Annotated in this window: 15 protein-coding genes; 8 read left to right on the forward strand and 7 right to left on the reverse strand. The window is 58.2% G+C overall.

Annotated elements, in window-relative coordinates; all coding sequences use genetic code 11:
• From PspR32_RS13295 to PspR32_RS13320, 6 genes are read left to right on the forward strand one after another with little or no spacing between them, the layout of a single operon-like run.
• Positions 1-471 carry a TadE/TadG family type IV pilus assembly protein gene (locus tag PspR32_RS13295; RefSeq protein ID WP_010226131.1) on the forward strand — a complete coding sequence of 157 codons (471 nt, stop codon included), beginning with the start codon at positions 1-3 and terminating at the stop codon, positions 469-471.
• Positions 471-974 (forward strand): TadE/TadG family type IV pilus assembly protein, encoded by a 504-nt coding sequence (locus PspR32_RS13300; protein WP_100783273.1) that lies wholly within the window; start codon positions 471-473, stop codon positions 972-974. Before PspR32_RS13295 ends, PspR32_RS13300 begins: the two co-directional genes overlap by 1 nt.
• Positions 968-2,185 (forward strand): AAA family ATPase, encoded by a 1,218-nt coding sequence (locus tag PspR32_RS13305; RefSeq protein ID WP_026001486.1) that lies wholly within the window; start codon positions 968-970, stop codon positions 2,183-2,185. Before PspR32_RS13300 ends, PspR32_RS13305 begins: the two co-directional genes overlap by 7 nt.
• 3 nt (positions 2,186-2,188) lie before the next feature.
• The gene (locus PspR32_RS13310) at positions 2,189-3,622 is read left to right on the forward strand and encodes a CpaF family protein (RefSeq protein ID WP_010226136.1); all 1,434 of its coding nucleotides are present in this window, start codon (positions 2,189-2,191) and stop codon (positions 3,620-3,622) included.
• Positions 3,623-3,624: 2 nt separating this feature from the next.
• Positions 3,625-4,611, forward strand: a complete 987-nt coding sequence (locus PspR32_RS13315; protein ID WP_036995607.1) for a type II secretion system F family protein — start codon at positions 3,625-3,627, stop codon at positions 4,609-4,611.
• Positions 4,612-4,638: 27 nt separating this feature from the next.
• Positions 4,639-5,607, forward strand: a complete 969-nt coding sequence (locus PspR32_RS13320) for a type II secretion system F family protein (protein WP_010226140.1) — start codon at positions 4,639-4,641, stop codon at positions 5,605-5,607.
• Positions 5,608-5,694: 87 nt separating this feature from the next.
• Here the strand turns inward: PspR32_RS13320 and PspR32_RS13325 are convergent, their stop codons facing one another.
• From PspR32_RS13325 to PspR32_RS13335, 3 genes are read right to left on the reverse strand one after another with little or no spacing between them, the layout of a single operon-like run.
• Positions 5,695-5,955 (reverse strand): DUF3613 domain-containing protein, encoded by a 261-nt coding sequence (locus tag PspR32_RS13325; protein ID WP_159388659.1) that lies wholly within the window; start codon positions 5,953-5,955, stop codon positions 5,695-5,697.
• 2 nt (positions 5,956-5,957) lie between these two features.
• Positions 5,958-6,695 carry a tetratricopeptide repeat protein gene (locus PspR32_RS13330; RefSeq protein WP_010227155.1) on the reverse strand — a complete coding sequence of 246 codons (738 nt, stop codon included), beginning with the start codon at positions 6,693-6,695 and terminating at the stop codon, positions 5,958-5,960.
• Positions 6,696-6,721: 26 nt separating this feature from the next.
• Positions 6,722-7,963, reverse strand: a complete 1,242-nt coding sequence (locus PspR32_RS13335; RefSeq protein WP_159388660.1) for a type II and III secretion system protein family protein — start codon at positions 7,961-7,963, stop codon at positions 6,722-6,724.
• Positions 7,964-8,386: 423 nt separating this feature from the next.
• Between PspR32_RS13335 and PspR32_RS26380 the strand changes: the two genes are divergently transcribed.
• The gene (locus PspR32_RS26380; protein ID WP_232531855.1) at positions 8,387-12,640 is read left to right on the forward strand and encodes a DUF5801 repeats-in-toxin domain-containing protein; all 4,254 of its coding nucleotides are present in this window, start codon (positions 8,387-8,389) and stop codon (positions 12,638-12,640) included.
• Between the two features lie 523 nt (positions 12,641-13,163).
• Positions 13,164-13,412 carry a helix-turn-helix domain-containing transcriptional regulator gene (locus PspR32_RS13345; protein WP_232531856.1) on the forward strand — a complete coding sequence of 83 codons (249 nt, stop codon included), beginning with the start codon at positions 13,164-13,166 and terminating at the stop codon, positions 13,410-13,412.
• Positions 13,413-13,565: 153 nt separating this feature from the next.
• Here PspR32_RS13345 and PspR32_RS13350 read toward each other — a convergent pair whose 3' ends face one another.
• The 4 genes from PspR32_RS13350 to PspR32_RS13365 all read right to left on the reverse strand — a co-directional run bounded on the left by PspR32_RS13350 (position 13,566) and on the right by PspR32_RS13365 (position 17,722).
• On the reverse strand, positions 13,566-15,116 hold the full coding sequence (locus tag PspR32_RS13350; RefSeq protein WP_159388661.1) for a reverse transcriptase domain-containing protein: 1,551 nt from the start codon (positions 15,114-15,116) through the stop codon (positions 13,566-13,568).
• An 89-nt stretch (positions 15,117-15,205) separates the two neighbouring features.
• Positions 15,206-15,739: a hypothetical protein gene (locus PspR32_RS13355; protein WP_159388662.1), complete on the reverse strand. Its 534-nt coding sequence runs from the start codon at positions 15,737-15,739 to the stop codon at positions 15,206-15,208.
• A gap of 329 nt (positions 15,740-16,068) precedes the next feature.
• Positions 16,069-16,635: a DUF3223 domain-containing protein gene (locus PspR32_RS26680; protein WP_159388663.1), complete on the reverse strand. Its 567-nt coding sequence runs from the start codon at positions 16,633-16,635 to the stop codon at positions 16,069-16,071.
• A gap of 103 nt (positions 16,636-16,738) precedes the next feature.
• Positions 16,739-17,722, reverse strand: a complete 984-nt coding sequence (locus PspR32_RS13365; RefSeq protein ID WP_159388664.1) for a 5'-nucleotidase — start codon at positions 17,720-17,722, stop codon at positions 16,739-16,741.
• Positions 17,723-17,974: the final 252 nt, after the last annotated feature.

The raw sequence follows: 17,974 nt of genomic DNA on the forward strand, positions 1-17,974 counted from the left end.
ATGGGACACCGTGGACGCAAGCCGCCGCAGGCCCAGCGTGGGCTGGCGATGGTGGAAATGGTGATTACGCTGCCACTGCTGGTACTGCTGCTGTTCACCTTCGGTGAGTTCGGCCGCATGCTGTTCCAGTACAACAGCCTGATGCAAGCCAGTCGGGATGCTGGACGTTTTGTCGCCGGCCAGGCCTGGAATGCAACCTTGGGCAAGGTCGAAGTGAGCGACACGCTTCGCGCCCAGGCCCAGAGCGTTGCGGTGTACGGTGTGCCGGCCAACCCCAATGGCTACCCGGCGGTGGTACCGGGGCTGACCACCGGAAAAGTCTCGGTGACGGTAGTGGGCACTGATCACGTCCAGGTCAGTATCAACTACACCTTCTTGCCGGTGATCGGTAGCGCACTACCTGCGTTCTATGGCCAGAGCGAACCGCTTGGCCTGACGTTGACCTCTACCGTGGTGATGAGGGCCTTATGATGAATCTCAAGCGTATGCGCGGTGTGTATGTCGTCGAGTTCGCGATTACCAGCCTGGTGTTTTTCACCTTGCTGTTCGGCGTGCTGGAAATGGGCCGACTGTATTTCACCGTCAACGCACTGAATGAAAGCGTTCGCCGCGGTGCTCGCCTGGCGGCGGTGTGCGATATCCATGACCCGGTGATTTTGCGTCGGGCCATTTTCAATGCGGCCACTAACAGTGGTACGAGCAGTCTGATCGGCAACCTGGCCACGGCCAACCTGAACCTGGTCTACCTGGACGAGGACGGTGCGGTGGTCGCAAGCCCCGGCGACCTCAGCGGCGCCAGCGGCTTTCGAGCCATTCGCTATATCCAGTTACAACTGAGCAACTTCACCTTCAAGCTGTTGATCCCCGGGTTCGGTGGGGGGTTCACCCTGCCGGTGTACAGGTCGACCGTGCCGCGTGAAAGCCTTGGTCGGCAACCCGAGGCGGGAGTCACCCCGGAGATTACGCCATGCTAAATACCAAAGAAGCTCCCGTCGCCAGCGTGACTGAAAAAACAGGCATGCGCCTATTGATCAGTGGACGTGACGTGACGGCGTTGAACCATCTGAAAGCGTTGAGCCAGGGTTTGCCCAACCTGAACGTCAACACGCGCCTGGTGAGCAACGGTCACACCGACCCGCTGTATGGGCTGGAGCAAATGCCTGACTTGTTGCTGTTGCGGGTCAGCCACTTGTGGCGCGAGGAGCTGGCGGCCCTGCTGCAGCATCCGCTCAAAGAGCGACCGCCATTGTTGGTCTGCGGCCCGCTGGATGAGCGTGAAGGCATGCGCATGGCGATGCAGGCCGGCGCCCGGGATTTCTTGCCCGAGCCAGTGGCGGCTGACGACCTGCAGGCGGCAATCAACCGCATGTTGCTGGAGGTCCATGCCGAACAGGGCACAGGCGGCAAGCTGGTGGCGGTGATGAATGCCAAGGGCGGATCGGGCGCCACCATGCTGGCCTGTAATCTGGCCCATCAGCTGAGCATCCGCGGTGGCAGAACCCTGCTGCTGGACCTGGACCTGCAGTTCGGCACGGTGGCCCACTGCCTGGATGTACTGCCGACACACAGCCACATGGAAGTGTTGAAACAGGTCGACGAGCTGGACAGCATCGCCTTGCGCGGTTTCTGCAGCCACTTCAGCCCGACCCTGCATGTCCTCAGTGGCCGTACGGGTGAACTGTGCCTGTCGCAGGATGTTCGCCTGGAACAACTGGAAAGCCTGTTGCGGCTGGCGCGCAGTACCTATGACTGGGTGGTGGTGGATTTGCCGCGGCAAATCGACCACCTCACAGGCGTCACGCTGGAGCAGGCGGACCGGATCTACATCGTGATGCAACAGAGTCTCAGCCACCTGAAAGACGGCACGCGCCTGACACGCATCCTGCGCGACGACCTGGGTGTGCAGGGCAATCGCTTGCAGGTGGTGGTCAATCGCTACAACAAAACCTCGCCGGTCAGCCTCAAGGACATTACCGAGGCCCTGCGCTGCACCGACGTGCAGAAGCTCCCCAACGACTATTCGGTGGTCAGTGAAAGCCAGAACAGCGGTGTACCGCTGGAGGTCCACGCGCCGCGTGCAGCCGTGACTTTAGCCATGCGTGAGCTGAACCAGAACCTGATCGGGGTGGTGGCCAGCGAGCGGGGGCTGTTTAAACGTACCTTTAGCCGTTTGTTCGGAGGTTAAGCCATGCTCAGCGACTTTCGTAATCGCCTGCGTCAGCATGCCGGCAAAAATGCTCCGGCAGACGAGCAGAATGTACAGGCCGACAGTGAAAACTGCGTCAGTGTACTGATGGCCTGGGAGGCCGCCATACCGGACGTGCTCTACGAAACCCGGACCAAACTCAATCAGGTGGAGACCGACTGGCGGGAGAAGATCTACCAATTGCTGCTCAAGGTCATGGACCTGTCATTGCTCGATTCCCTGGAGCCTGCCGAAGCGACGCGGCAGATCCGCGAGATCTGTCAGCGCCTGCTCGACGAGCACTCGGCGCCGGTCAGTGCCAGCAGCCGTCAAATGATCATCAAGCAGATCACGGACGAAGTGCTTGGCCTTGGCCCCCTGGAACCGCTGTTGGCCGACCACAGCGTGTCCGACATCCTGGTCAACGGGTTTGACTCGGTGTATGTCGAGCGGTTTGGCAAGTTGCAGAGAACCGATGTGCATTTTCGCGACAATCACCACCTGCTGAACATCATTGACCGTATCGTCTCCAGCCTGGGCCGGCGCATTGATGAGTCGTCACCGCTGGTGGACGCCCGGCTCAAGGACGGTTCCCGGGTCAATGCCATCATCCCGCCGCTCGCCATCGACGGGCCGAGCATGTCGATCCGGCGCTTTGCCGTGGACCTGCTCAACACGGAGAGCCTGGTGAAGATGGGCACCCTGACGCCCTCCATTGCCCTGATGCTCAAGGCAATCGTTCGTGGCCGCATGAATGTGCTGATCTCGGGCGGTACCGGCAGTGGCAAGACCACCATGCTCAACGTGCTGTCCAGCTTCATCCCGCACAACGAGCGGATCGTTACCATCGAAGACTCGGCCGAGTTGCAGTTGCAACAGCCCCATGTGGTACGCCTTGAAACCCGTCCGGCGAATATCGAGGGCAGGGGCGAGGTGAGCCAGCGCGAACTGGTGCGTAACAGCCTGCGTATGCGCCCTGACCGCATCGTGATCGGCGAGGTGCGTGGCGCCGAAGCGCTGGATATGTTGACGGCGATGAACACCGGACACGACGGTTCGCTCACCACCATCCATGCCAACACCGCGCGCGACGCTCTGGGGCGGATCGAGAACATGGTCTCGATGACCGGCGCGACCTTTCCGATCAAGGCCATGCGTCAGCAGATAGCCTCGGCCCTCAGCGTCGTCATCCAGCTGGAGCGTCAGGAGGATGGCACACGGCGCCTGGTCAGCGTCCAGGAGATCAACGGCATGGAGGGCGAGATCATCACCATGACCGAGATTTTCGCCTTCGTGCGCAACGGTATCGGTGAGCACGGTGAAGTCCTCGGCGAATTTCGCCCCACCGGCATGGTGCCGGCGTTTCGCGATGTGCTCGCCAGGCGCGGTATCGAACTGCCGCTCAGCCTGTTTCGGCCTGACTGGATGGAGGGATAAACATGAACCAAATCCCCGGCGAGTTTATTCTGGCGTTCCTCGGCATGGTGTTCACGGCCATGTTTCTGCTCAGCCAGGGCTTGGCGGTTCCGGTGTTTGGCGAGGCCAGCAAGGTGCGCAAGCGTATCCGTAGCCGCCTGAACCTGCTGGAGACCGCCAGTAACCAGGCGAACATGCAGTCGGTGCTGCGCCAGAAATACCTGCGCCGTTTGTCACCGCTGGAAGCCCGTCTGGAGCAGTTGCCGGCGATGGAGTCGCTGGCACAGATGATTGAACAGGCCGGGCATGACTACCGCGCCTACCGGGTACTGTTGCTTGGGCTGGTCCTGGCGGTGGCAACCGGGCTCGTGGTTTGGCTGTTCAGCCAACTCTGGTGGGTGGCTGTCCCTGCGGCCATGCTGGCATTCTGGCTGCCGGTGCTGAAGATATCCCGCGACCGTGGCAAACGCTTCGCCCAGTTCGAGGAAGGCCTGCCCGATGCACTGGATGCGATGTGCCGGGCGTTGCGTGCCGGTCATCCGTTCAACGAAACCCTGCAGTTGGTGGCCGAGGAGCATAAGGGGCCGGTCGCCCATGAGTTCGGCCTGACGTTCGCCGATATCAACTACGGCAACGATGTGCGTCGGGCCATGCTGGGTCTGCTTGAGCGCATGCCGAGCATGACCGTGATGATGCTGGTGACAACGGTGCTGATCCACCGCGAAACCGGCGGCAACCTGACGGAGGTGCTGGAACGGTTGAGCAGCCTGATTCGTGGGCGCTTTCGCTTTCAACGCAAGATCAAGACATTGTCGGCCGAAGGGCGCATGTCGGGCTGGATACTGGTCTCCGTGCCTTTTGTATTGTCCGCGGCGATTGTGCTGTCGAGCCCGACTTACCTGCCGATGCTGCTCAACGAGCCCCTGGGCCAGAAAATGGTGATCGGGGCATTTGTGGCGATGCTGATCGGGATTTTCTGGATCCGCAAAATCATCCGCATCCAGGTTTGAACATCGCCAGGTGTCGAGGAGGGGGTCATGAACTATCTGCTGAGCTTGATCAACAGTGTGGTGGGCGACGAGCAACTGGCGCGCCTGTTGTTCGCGGGGGCCATCGGCCTGAGCGTAGTGCTCGCGGTGGCAACGCTGGTGCTGCTGGTGCAGGGGTTGCAAGACCCGGTACAGCGGCGTCTTTTGCTGATTAAACGCGGTCATGGCGGGGAGAGTTACGGGCAAAGCACGCCCAGCAACCTGCAACTGTTGCTGGAGCAAGTCGGCCAGCGCTTTTCCTCGGTAGAGCAGGGCCAGCCCTCGGCGACCCGAACGCTGCTGACCCATGCCGGCTATCGCTCGCACGCAGCGGTGCAGATGTACTGGGCCATTCGCCTGTTGTCGCCATTGGCCATGGTGGGCCTTGCGGTGCTGGCATTGCCGCTGATTCCAAAACTGTCGCTGCTCGTCGGTATGGTCGTGCTGCTAGTGGCGCTGGGGGTGGGGTGGTTGGCACCGTCCATTTACGTCAACGCGCGCAAACAGGCACGGATGACCCGCTTGCTTGTCGCCTTCCCGGATGCCCTGGACCTGATGGTGGTGTGTGTGGAGTCGGGCCTGGCCTTGCCCCAGGCGATCGAGCGGGTATCCGAGGAAATGGCGGTCAGCCAACCCGATCTGGCCGTGGAACTGGCGCTGGTCAACTCCGAAGTCCGCGCCGGGATCCCCAGTACCGAAGCGCTCAAGCGCCTGGCCGAACGGACTGGCCTGGAAGACATTCGCGGGCTGGTCAGCTTGCTCGCGCAGAGCATCCGCTTTGGTACCAGTGTCGGGGCTACCTTGCGTATCTACGCTGAAGAGTTTCGCGACCGGCGTACCCAGTTGGCGGAAGAGAAAGCGGCTAAGATCGGCACAAAACTGATGTTCCCGCTGATTTTCTGCCTGTGGCCGAGCTTTTTCCTGGTGGCGATCGGCCCAGCAATCATTGGCGTGTTCAAGGTCTTCGGGAAGTTGTAAGCAGAGGCGGGCAAGCTTCAACGACATGGGGCCTCTGCCTCCAGCGGGTTTACCCGCTGGAGGCAGAGGCCCCATTACTATTAAGGGTTACTTCCTCTGTCCGCCGGAGTATTCCTTGTAGAACGGGGGGATGGGATGTTTGTAACTCTCCAGCCAGCGTTGCAGGCTCAGGTCGCGTTCGCTGGCCGCCGCTGTTTGCGGGATAGGCGAAACGGCCTGACCGCGAGACTGCAGCAGTAACCACTGTTCGGTTTCCTGCTGATATTTCGATGAAGGACCGGGTTCGATGGCCTGGGCTGCGAGCGGAACAAGCAACAGTCCCAGGTAGCTGAGTATGTTCTGTTTCATCACTACCTCTGCGTTGTTGGCGGATTGACACCGGACGGCGACGGATCAAGCGCTGTTGCTACCCGATCACTGGGCACTGCTACAGCCTTGGCCGAGCTTTTGAGTTTTTCGGCGCGTACCTGGGCTTCGCTGACTTGTTCGGGGCTCAAGCCCATACGACTGACCAGCTCCGAGGCTTGCTTCCAGTTACCTTGATAAATCAACAAGGTCACCAGGTTGACGGCCGCCAACTGATCGGACTGCTTCAATTCCATGGCGGTGATGAACTCGAAACGGGCCTCTTTGAGCTTGAATTGCTTGAGGTAGACCACGCCCAGGTCGTTGCGAATCTTCTCGTCAGTGGGGGACAGTTGCGCGGCCCGTTGCAAATGCTTTAGCGCCTGCTCGGTGTCGGTGTGCGCGGCGGCCAATTGGCCCAGGCCGTGTTCCCCCTCGGCGGCAAGGCAAGTCCCCAGCAAACTGCGATACAGCGGCTCGGCCTCGTTTTGCCCAAGCATGCGGTAGATCTTGGCCTTGCGCAGGCGCACGGCCGCAAGATCAGGCGGCAGGTTCTGCAAATTGGCCAAGCCTGCATGCAACTTGCCGTCACTGATCATGTCATCCGCCATGCTCAGCGACAGCTCCTGATCCGGGCTCGGCTTGGCGCACGAGGCCGAGCCCATGCCCGACCATCGTGCGCCTCCATCGGTGGCGCAGCCGCTGAGCATCACCAGTCCCAACGCCGCAATCATTGTCTTCATGCTGTGCTCCTGCAATGTCCTGGTGCTCATTTCGACAAGCCGCTGAGCTTGTCGAAGTTACCGTCTTCGAGGAAATACATACGGAACCAGTTCGGGTCGTAATTACGCAGTTTTTCGCCCGGCAACGAAGGCAGTCGGGCATTCGCCGCCAGTGGTTGTACCAGGCGCGGGGTCACGATCATCAGCAGCTCCTTTTCCTCGCGGCTGATGGTGGAGTCGCGAAAGAACGCCCCAAGAATCGGAACGTCGCCCAGGCCAGGAAACTTGCTCACCGATGAGGTATTGGTCGAACTGATCAAGCCACTGATCACGAAGCTCTCGCCGTCTGCCAGAGAAATACTGGTGTCAGTGCGGCGCACCCGCAACCCGGGAACGATAAAGTCCTGGATCCTCACGCCATTTTCATAGTCAAGTTCACTGACTTCCGGTGCCACCTTCAAGGCGATTCGATCGCGGCCAATGATGGTTGGCGTCAGGGTCAGGCGAATCCCGAACTCTTTGTATTCAATGGTGACCGTGTCGCTGCCACTGCTGGGTACCGGGATAGGTATCTCGCCGCCGGCCAGGAAACTCGCACTTTGACCACTCAACGCCACCAGGCTCGGACGCGCCAGGGTGTAGGCAAAGCCACTGCCTTCGAGCGCGTTGATCAAGCCCAGCACGTTGCCGCCACCGAAGCCGATATTGAAACTGCCATTATCCAGCGGGATACGGGCTGCCGTGTTGCCAAGCTGGCCGGGCGACACGGTGACCAGGGGGACGGTGCCGGGGGAGCCAAACAGAAAACTGCCGCCTTTGCCGAAGATCGACGTGCTGGCCTCTTTCAACTTGGTACGGCTGACTTCGACAAAGCGGATGTCGGTCTGTACCTGGCTGGGCAGCAGTGGGTCTTCCGAGGGCGGCATCACCGTGCTCACCAGCGAACCGGCGCCTTTGCCCTGGACAAACACCATGCTCTGGCGAGGTGAGCTGGAACATGCGGTCCAGACCATCAGGCTGGTAGCGCCGGGGGCAATGCCGGTCACCAGGAAGTCCCTATTGTTATTGAGGTGCACGTCGGCGATTTTCGGATCGCCGACAGCCAATCGAGTGATGGCCACCTCCGAGCCCATCACCGTTTGCATGCCTTCACCGACTTCGAGGACGGCGGGTAGGGGGGCCAATGTTGAACAGTTGCCGGGGGCTGCCAGGGCCATGCTGGCAGGTAATCCAGTGAAAACCAAAGTCCACGCAGCTCGCTTGAGTACTTTCACGTAATCATTGTTCATTCACTGCTTCCTTGTCTGGTTTAGGTCTGCTTGTTACAGATTGCTCACACCTATTGTTCGTCTGGCGATCCCGAGAGGGGATTGCTCTTCTGGTTTGAATAACTGTCGTTGTTAATTGACGTTAGCGCAGAAAGGTCAAAATGCTATGAATTGTAAAAAAACGATTCCCAGTCGGACTACCCTCGACAGCCCCTGAAACCCGCAAACGATCAACCTCGTGGGGAGAGGGACGCCGAATTCACCAATCAGATCGGTAGCGCGCTCCCAGATCATCTCGTTTGCCCTCCCAGGTAGGCTGAAACTCCCATCCGGCCTGGGAGTATCGGCCGATGCGCAATTCCCGACGCGTGTTCACAGTGATGGCATCTAGCAGTAAAGGTCCACGCTCCGGCCTCTGTGGCTGGGCTTGCTCGGGAGAACGCTATGACAATCCGCAAAAAAACCACATCGCCGACGAGCGACCTTACCGATGACGCTGATGCCGGCCTGTTTCCCATCACGATCGCCTCCACCAACCCGACAGACGCCGCCCCCGCCAGCACTGCCATCACCGTGGCCAGCACCCTGAGTGTCGCGGCGACGGGGGTGAACGTTTCGTTGGACGAAACCGCCGGATTGCAGAACAGCACGGCCACCGCAAGCCCTGCGGGAGACGCTGACGACAATGACATTCTGATCTCGGCGCTGCCCTCGGCCTTCGCTACCCGCTTGACAGCGCTGGGGGCCGGTACCGCAACAGGTGCAGCCCTGAGTGGCTATACGGGGGCGGTGGGTAACACCGGCAGCGATGCGTTCACCATCACCGCGGCACCCGGAGCCAGCGTTACCGATGTCAGCTTCACCGACAGCCTGGGCGCACCGCTCAATGGCCTGGACAGCGGACTCGATACCCTCGATGGCACCAGCATCCTTCTCTATACCGATACCAACAACAACATCCTGCTGGGCCGAGCCGGGGGGCCAGCCGGTGCGATCGTGTTCGCGGCCTACATTCAAGAAAGCGGATCGCCGGTCACCGGCGGCAAGATCTGGACCGTGGAATACCAGCCGCTCAAGCATCCAGACGCCAGTAACCCGGACGATGCCCTCAACCTGCTGAACAAGGTGTTCATCGGCACCAGCCAGGACCTGGTATTCAGCCTGGCCAATGCGCCTTCCGGGCAAAACCTGTTCCTGATGTTCACGACGGCGAACCCGACCGTGGTCGACGACGGTGGGGTCTTGCGGATCACTGACCCGACCATTATCGCCACCGGCAAGAACCCCGCCGACCAATCGAGCGGCGCCAATATAACGACGGGCGATACGATCAATACCAGCCAGGCAGGTGGCCCGACCACCTTCGGCACTAACAACCAGATGATTGTTGAACAGGAGGGCATCCGCTTTTCGTTCGTCACCGGTGCCAGGCAGAATGTGACCATTCCCAACCTGGATCAGAACGAAGCAGATGTTGAATCCAACATCGACTTCACCAATGTCTTCAATACGAGGTCGGCCACGTTCGACGTCGTGCAGTTGCAAAGCGGCAAGAGCGCGGTGGTAAAAATCAGCGCATTCAGCACCGCTGCTGAACCTGGCGCGAATTTCATCAACGGCTATGTGGGTGATGCGTCGGTTGCAATCGGCAATATTCGCGTCATCAACATCAGCACCGGGCTGGTGATCGAGAACTCGGACGGATCGGCGAATGATCCGGCCATTGTCATCAGCTTTGCTTCCGGGGTTGCGACCATCACCGGCGTTAAAGCCGGCTACAGGATTGAATACACCACAACGGCAGACCACAACCGCGTGCTCATCGAGAACGGCGCGGCCGTCGACGCCAAGGGCAATAACCACGCCGATTTCGATATCGGTGGCTTCAAGCTGCTCCAAGCCTCGACTACGACCGCCGAAATCGGCTCGAAGATGATCTTCGAGGACGACGGCCCGAGCATTAGCACCACTGGCACCGAGCCAACGCTGACCGTCGATGAAACCGTGCTGGCAACCGACGCCACGCAGAACTTTGCCGCCAACTTCACCTCGGCGTTTGGCGCCGATGGTGCCGGCACCCTGACCTATGCGCTGGGTGTGGTGGCCGGGGCCTCGGGGCTGACCGACACGGCCACTGGTGAGGCGGTCAACTTGTCGCTCAATAGCGGTGTGGTCGAAGGCCGCACGGCGACGACCAACCAATTGGTGTTCACCGTCAGCGTCGCTGCCAACGGTGACGTCACCCTCGACCAGCTTCGCGCCGTGGTCCATCCCGACGCGACCGATCCGGATGACTCCACCAGTTTGACCTCGGACAACCTGGTGACCCTGACGGCAACCAAAACCGACGGAGATGGCGACAGTGTCCAGGCGACCCTGAACATCGGGCAGAACCTGGTGTTCAAGGATGACGGCCCAAGCATCAGCACCACCGGCACCGAGCCAACGCTGACCGTCGATGAAACCGTGCTGGCAACCGACGCCACGCAGAACTTTGCCGCCAACTTCACCTCGGCGTTTGGTGCCGATGGTGCTGGCACGCTGACCTATGCGCTGGGCGTGGTGGCCGGAGCTTCCGGCTTGACCGACACTGCTAGCGGTGAGGCCGTCAACCTGTCGCTCAATGGCACAGTGGTGGAAGGCCGCACGGCGACGACCAACCAACTGGTGTTCACCGTCAGCGTCGCTGCCAACGGTGATGTCACCCTCGACCAGCTTCGCGCCGTGGTGCATCCCGACGCGACCGATCCGGATGACTCCACCAGTTTGACTTCGGACAACCTGGTGACCTTGACGGCAACCAAGACCGACAAGGACGGTGACAGCGCCCAGGCCACCCTGAACATCGGGCAGAACCTGGTGTTCAAGGACGATGGCCCGAGTATCAGCACCACCGGTACGGAACCGACGCTGACGGTGGACGAAACCGTACTAACAACCGACGCCACGCAAAACTTTGCCGCCAACTTCACCTCGGCGTTTGGCGCCGATGGTGCTGGCACGCTGACCTATGCGCTGGGCGTGGTGGCCGGGGCTTCCGGGCTGACCGACTCTGCCACCGGTGAGGCAGTCAACCTGTCGCTCAACGGCGGCGTGGTGGAAGGCCGCACGGCCACGACCAATCAACTGGTGCTCACCGTCAGCGTTGCCGCCAACGGTGACGTCACCCTCGACCAGCTCCGCGCCGTGATCCATCCCGACGCGACCAATCCGGATGATTCGACCAGCCTGGCCTCGGACAACCTGGTGACCCTGACGGCAACCAAGACCGACAAGGACGGTGACAGCGCCCAGGCCACCCTCAATATCGGGCAGAACCTGGTGATCAAGGACGACGGCCCGGCACTCGCATTCGGCAACCTGATCGGGACCGGTAGCGTCCTTGCGCAATACGGCTTCTGGAGCAAGTCGGCCGGCGCCGATGGGCTGGGGACGACGGGATTGAACATCTCGTTGGTCAATGGCCAGTTCACCCTCGTCAGGCCCGACAACACGACCACGACCGGGACCGGCACGCTCACCGAGCTGGTGCCCTCGCCGGACGTCAATGGTGCGTACCAGTTCGCCGGGACCTTGACCGGTGACTTCGACAACAACGCCGCAACGGCGGACACCACCGTCGACTACACGCTGACCGCCTTTGCCAATGGCAGCTATGCACTGGATCTGGTGCAAGGCTTTGCTTCGACGATCGTGCTCAGCAGTGCCGACGGCGCACTCGCTGCCGGCGGCCCGGACCCGGTGCGCACCTTGTTGATTCCAGAGCCGGATGACCCGGCTATCCCTTCGCCCTCCGAGGAGATTGTGTTCTTTTCCGCCAAGGCGCTTGCGTCTACGGCGGACATCCTGACCGGCATCGGGCTCGGAGAACCCGACCCCACTGAAGCTGCGCTGCAGACCAACCCCTTGCCAGCGTACATAGACCCGGCGGCCATGAACGTCAGCACATCCGGCATCGGCGTCGCCAATAACCTCTTCCAAGGGGACAACCTGGCAGCCATCAGCAACGCCGATGAAAGTTTCGTCATCAACCCGGAGAGCCTGCTGACAGCCATGAAGGTGTTCATCGACAACTCCGTGGGGGGATACAACACGGCGACCGAGGACCTGTACTACAGGATCTACTACGAGGATGGCACATTCTCGAACCTCATCGAGGTCAACACCCTGACGCCGGAGGACGGCGGGCAGGTATCCTTCCTCATTGAGAAGCAGGGGACGGCGCTGATCGATGCGGTGCAGCTGACGATGGCCAGGGGCGAGATCAAGATCCCGGTGATCCAGTTCATTCAGGAGACCGAGAACCTGGCCAGCGATATCAAGCTGGCGTTCAATGCGACACTGACGGACAAAGATGGGGACACGGCGACAAGTGCGTTCGACGCCAACCTGTTCGCCAACGAGGCGGCCAACGCAACGTTCGACTTCATCCTGGTTGGCACGGGCGGTGAGCGGGATGCCTTCAACATCGATCTGTCAGTCGCCGAGAACCTGTACCAGGTCACCGGCTTCGATGTGAGCCTAAACCTGCGCGACACGCTGGTGCTCAACGGCGACCAGAGCGCCGTTGTCCAATCGATCGACAACAGCGGTGCAGACAGCATCGTGACGGTTGCCGAGACGGGCGGGCAGACAACGACCATCACCTTGGTCGGGGTCGATCTGCTCAATAGCGACATTGTGTTTGGCGGCGCCTGAGGCAGCGCACGAGTGACAGGCGAGGGTGGTATGGAAACCACCCTCGGTAGCGCCCAGATAGCCGAATTCCGGCCTGTGGTTGGCAGGAGGCCGGAGGAAGAGCAGGGGGCCTGTGGCTATCCGCCACGGCCCCTTGTATTGCTTGACTCTTATAACTCAACTAAATGACTATTTAGTTGAGTTATAAGTTATTGATATTAGTGGGAGAGGGTAGCTCACCAGATGATCCAGGGGTAGCTCATCCATGTTAGATATCTAACAAATTTGAACGCCATCTCTCAAAAAGACCGAGATTAGCGTCCAGTGAATGCACGCGTAATCGGTAACAGGCCGCGTAGTCTGAGGGCTGTAGATGCATCTGGCATTGAATGGCTGAATAAAACCTACGAACAAACGGGTGCCAGGGATATCGTGCCGTCCGGTTGTATTTTCATGTCCAGCTTGTCACCAGTGGTTAATCCGAAAGCCGCTCGAAATCGTCAGGCAAAGGTACGATCAGGTTGCCAGTCCATCAGCAGCGTCTTTGCAGGTGACGTTCCAGCGTTTATTTTCAGAGCCAGATGCTGGCTTCATATTTTTCCCAGGTGATCAAATGACAGAGCCGATTCATGATTATGATCCAGCAGACGCGCTGGTTGACCCAGAGGCCGTAGATGTCTTTTTGGCCGATGCATACGAGACTGGTGACGCAGCTCATATTGTCGAGGCGATAGCCGTCGTTGCACGTGCCAACATTCGAATCGATGCCGCTGATGAACCATGCAAACCATAGCCATGCTTGTGACGGTGTTTTTCTCGCACACGAGAAATTCGACCTGGTCAGCCGGAACACCTGGTGAAAAGCAGCCTGGCACGGGGGCCAAGCCTCTATAGGTGGCTACGCATAATGTATATTATGTTAAATGATTTGCTATGTTAGAAATGTTCATGATGTCACCAGCCCCCGAGCCTTGCGACTCCGCTGTGACCGTCGCGATTTGAGGACACTTTCGCCCCTGCAACACTGTAGCCCTTGATCTACCCGGTTTACAGCCTCGCACCGAGCCTTCAATACGCTTGGAATCCGACGAATTACGGACACTTTTGCTTTGTAAGCCAGTAACCAGTTGTTCCCTTTGAGCGCCTGATCTGTGAGCGGTAGACCCGCTAAAGCCGCAAGATCTACCTCACCGTCGACTAAATCTGAATGAATGAGATCCAGAGCGATGAGCGAACATACGGAGCTCTCCATCTGAAGCACCTGAAGGATCAAAGGGGCGTCAAGATGGATACTGAGCTCCTTGCACAGCCAGAGGAGCCAGGCAGTCTCACTGTGGTGATTCGCGGCGGCAGCCGACTCCAAAAGATTCCGGCTGAAAGCGCCCAGCGCGTTCATATTTAATGGATAACCATAGCGATGGTAGGTCGCGAGGATTTGGGTGATCACCTGCAACGTATTGGGAAATCCATACCCACATTTGAGAAAGTACGCTTCGGCGATCGCCCAGTTGGACTTCTTGACGATGGATGAGGACAGCTGCTTCAGGCCATATTTGACTAGGCTCTCGTCCTTGAACCTTGATTCAAGCGAGAACAGCATCTCGAAATAGTGGTGAATATCGTCTTTCTGCTGACGCTTTCTCGCTGAGACGGTCAGTTTCTTGAGGCTGTATTTCCAGGATTCCTGGACGAGCTCTCGCACTTCGACGATCTTCGTCTTGGAGGCGTTGATCTGGAGCTCGTAAGCACTGACGCATTTGATGATGATTGCCAGCGCCCTCTCAGCTTCCTCACGTTTGTTGAAGAAGAAAGTGAAGTCGTCGACGTAGCGAAACCCCTTCGGCCACTCACCCAATTCTGCGCAGATGGCCTCATCAATCGACACCCCGATGATTTCCGCGATGATGTGGGAAGTGTCGGGGCCAATAGGCAAGCCAATGGTTTGGCCATCCTGTGTCCCCATGCAACGGCCATCTAGGATATTGCCAAAAAATTCAGGAGTTTTTCTGGTCTTGTTCGCCTTGGCAACCGGCTTAGTGTGCAGTGCCCACGGGATGGTGTGCGTGTACACAGTGGGGAAATAGCTCGATATGTCGGTGATCAGCGCGTAACGGGCCCCTGCAGATTGGCACACGCGCTCCTCATACAAGTCGCTGAACTTCGTCAGCTCGATCGCTCTGAGACTACCGTCGGTGCCCGGTATGCTGCGAGAGATTTCGCTTTTATCGTAATGCGCCTGGATCTGAGGCCAGTACTCACAGATCTCCTTAGCCAAGGCATAGAAACTGACAGGATTAGGGATCGAGGTTGTGCGCCTGCTGTAGGAGGATCTCGCGACCGAGAATTTCTCAGACTGAGAAGCGCCGGCCTGTTTCCCCGGCGCTCCGTCCCATACAGCCTTGATCTGCTCAATGCTGTCGGCGAGTCGCTTCGTGCCGAATCCCACCGGTAGCTGAATTGGGAAATATCCTTTAGCAAGCAGATCCTGCAGCTGCATAACGCTCCTTCGCTCTGTATTTGAGGCTGATGATTTGTTCTTGGCGTAGGCAGCACACTGCAACCGCAGTACGCGCCGCCAAAGCGGGATTAAGCATATTGAGGTCTGACGAGATGTGAAGGAGTTGCGGCCAGAACAATGGACAAGCAGTACGTGGCTGTCCTGAGATTCTCAACTTGATCGTTGAGTGTGTCGAGCGACTTGAGCCCATGGAAGAGGTTGTTTCGCAGCCTGTAGATAATGATGAGCGTTGCGAACAGCACATCATGCGGTTCATCGTTCTGCCCCAACAGAACACTTTCTACCAGCACCCTGCGATCTCTGGCGCGAAACTCCAATCTGTCGAATCTGGGTAGTATGCCCTTTTCATCCGTATAGCGAGACCGCCAGAAGGCCAGGCAACCGCAAACCCCCTGATGCTGCTCATCGCTCGGTCGATACAGATCCGCAACGCGATCGAAAGCAGCAATATTCCCCTCATTGCGGCACAGATTACCCTCGAAGAAATTCCACATGGTGGTGAAGTCAGCGATGGAATGCTGAGTCTCAGGGGTAAGGCGCGAGCCGCCCGCGGTGTTATCAGAGAACCACTGTGCGGCGTTGAACTCGGCGGGAACAACCATAAATAAATTCCTTTTAGAATCGAACGTGAAATTCGAGTGGCCTAGTAAATCCATCGATGAGCTATCGTACGCGCACAATAGCCTGTCGATTGAGCCACGATTCGGCAAGTTACTCGATGCTATCCTTCTTGACTACCTCACGTGCCCAATACTGATACGCATCATTGCCGTCTCCCCCGCTCCGCTCGGCAAGCCTCTTCAGAAGCCGCCAAAAATGATTGCTGTGGCCTGATGCCCTCGAACGATCAAGAAACTCTTGTGGATCAGCTACAGGGTTGGTGCTTTTTTTGGTTCTAAGTCGTGCCAAGGGATCTGCGTCGCTTAGTGCCCTAAGGAGATTCGCCGCCTGGCCCGCAGCCTTCCGGTCTGGCCAGGTGGATAGAGGATAACCATGCCGGCGAGCAGGAATACCCATCAAGTCGTCGTATAGCGCTTGGAACGAGTGGGATGCCATCGTCATCACATCGGGTTCGAACGAGCACTCCAAGCACTGGGCGAACAGCTGCAGTTAATTGTGGGCTGGAAGGACATGAAATCCGCGTTGCGCTACGTCGATTCCAGCGTGTCGTTCGGTGGACTGTCGGTGCCCGCAGCGAGGAAGGTCGCCGAGAACCGACGGCTAGGATGATCATTCTATTCAACTGCGTTTCACAACCATCGGTGCGAACGAGTTTGATCCCCCTGCCCGTTCCTAATTCGTTCCTCACAATCTTAAAGTGGTCGACCCCGACACCAATTTTTCTGCTCGCCTCTGGATGCATGGCCATCAGTAAGTGCATTTTTTTGAACGCAAGCTTGCTGGTGATTACGCCAATTGGTGCGTTTTGCAGATAGTCTTTGAGCCGATCCAACAGCTCTTTTTTTGATTTGTACTCAAACGGCCCCAACCAGAACATTCAGAAGTCTCCCTGCCTCTGTAAACCCAAATCACGATCAAAAAAAATGGGTGTCAGCCCCACCAGAGGATTTGCGCTAAGCAATGAAATTCAGGTCGCCGTCTTACATCGCCTCACTTACCTGACCAACCTCAGGCGCAACCTCAACCTCAGTTGTCACGTTGTTGGTGATGCCGAAAGGAATGTGCACGGATGGAGCGACGGCGCTGGTCGATTTGAGATGCCCGGATTGGTCGTCGAAGAAAATGTGCGGTTTCAACACGCCCAGAATTTTGCCTTTGTCGATGCCACCCAGGAAGAATGCGTCATTGGCCATGACGCCCCAGCTCTTAAGCGTATTCATCGCACGCTCATGGGACGGAGCATTACGGGCCGTGACAATCGAAACGCGGATGCGGTTTTCGTACTTCGGGTTCTGCTTTTTGTGCTTCTCCTCGACCGATTGGATCTTGGATATCCGCACCATGAACTCCTTCAGCGGCCCAGGGTTATGAGGCTGCATGACGTTCTTCATTTCATGGGCATGAAACTCTGTCAGCCCAGAGGACTGCATGATCGACTCAGATTCATCGCCGGCGAGTACGCCGTCAAAGTCGAATGCGATGCGCAGGGTTTTGTCAGCTTCGTCGTCTTCGAATTTTGATTCGAGCACCTGCCCTGCCGGATACCCCGCCTTAATTGCACCCTCCACGTCTTTTTTTTCACCAGACAAAAACAGCGCAATATTCAGTGCAGGTATGTACTCGTACGGGGATTTTCCTTGCATGAAAATCGCCCGTGTCATCCCAAGGCCATAGTGCTCGATTGTCTTCAGTACTCGCAGCCCGGTGTCAGGATCATTCCGGGAAAGAAGGATCACCTCTACAAGCGGATCCTCAGGATCGTCGCTCAGGTCATTCACTGACAGCAAACGCTTGATGAAGGGGAACGCAATCCCCTTTGGTAGCGGGTCATGGAGGTGTTCTTGCTGAAATTTGCGGTACTCCTCCTCCCCTTGGCTCTTAAACACAGCGTCCGATGCGACCAGGTCAAACACAGCGCTGGACGCCACTCCGATTACCAAGCGGTTTTCTAATTCGTAAGGCATTGGCACCTCTCTCGATGCTTTTGAACACAAATTTTATCGGGCGCTGATCGTGTCGATCGACGTTGTGGGCGCAGCGCAAATTACAGATCAAGCGAGCAGTTTTTTGAAGTCGTGTCGCTAGATCAGATCATGCCTCTAGGGATGATGAGAACGATAATCGCTTTCCAAGTATATTTTTAAGCCACCGGTTATCGCCAATGCATATCGCTACTTGCAAGAGACGTCTCCCGTTATCGTAACTCCATCAGTCAT

Origin of the sequence: Pseudomonas sp. R32, assembly GCF_009866705.1 — a bacterium.
Classification (GTDB): domain Bacteria; phylum Pseudomonadota; class Gammaproteobacteria; order Pseudomonadales; family Pseudomonadaceae; genus Aquipseudomonas; species Aquipseudomonas donghuensis.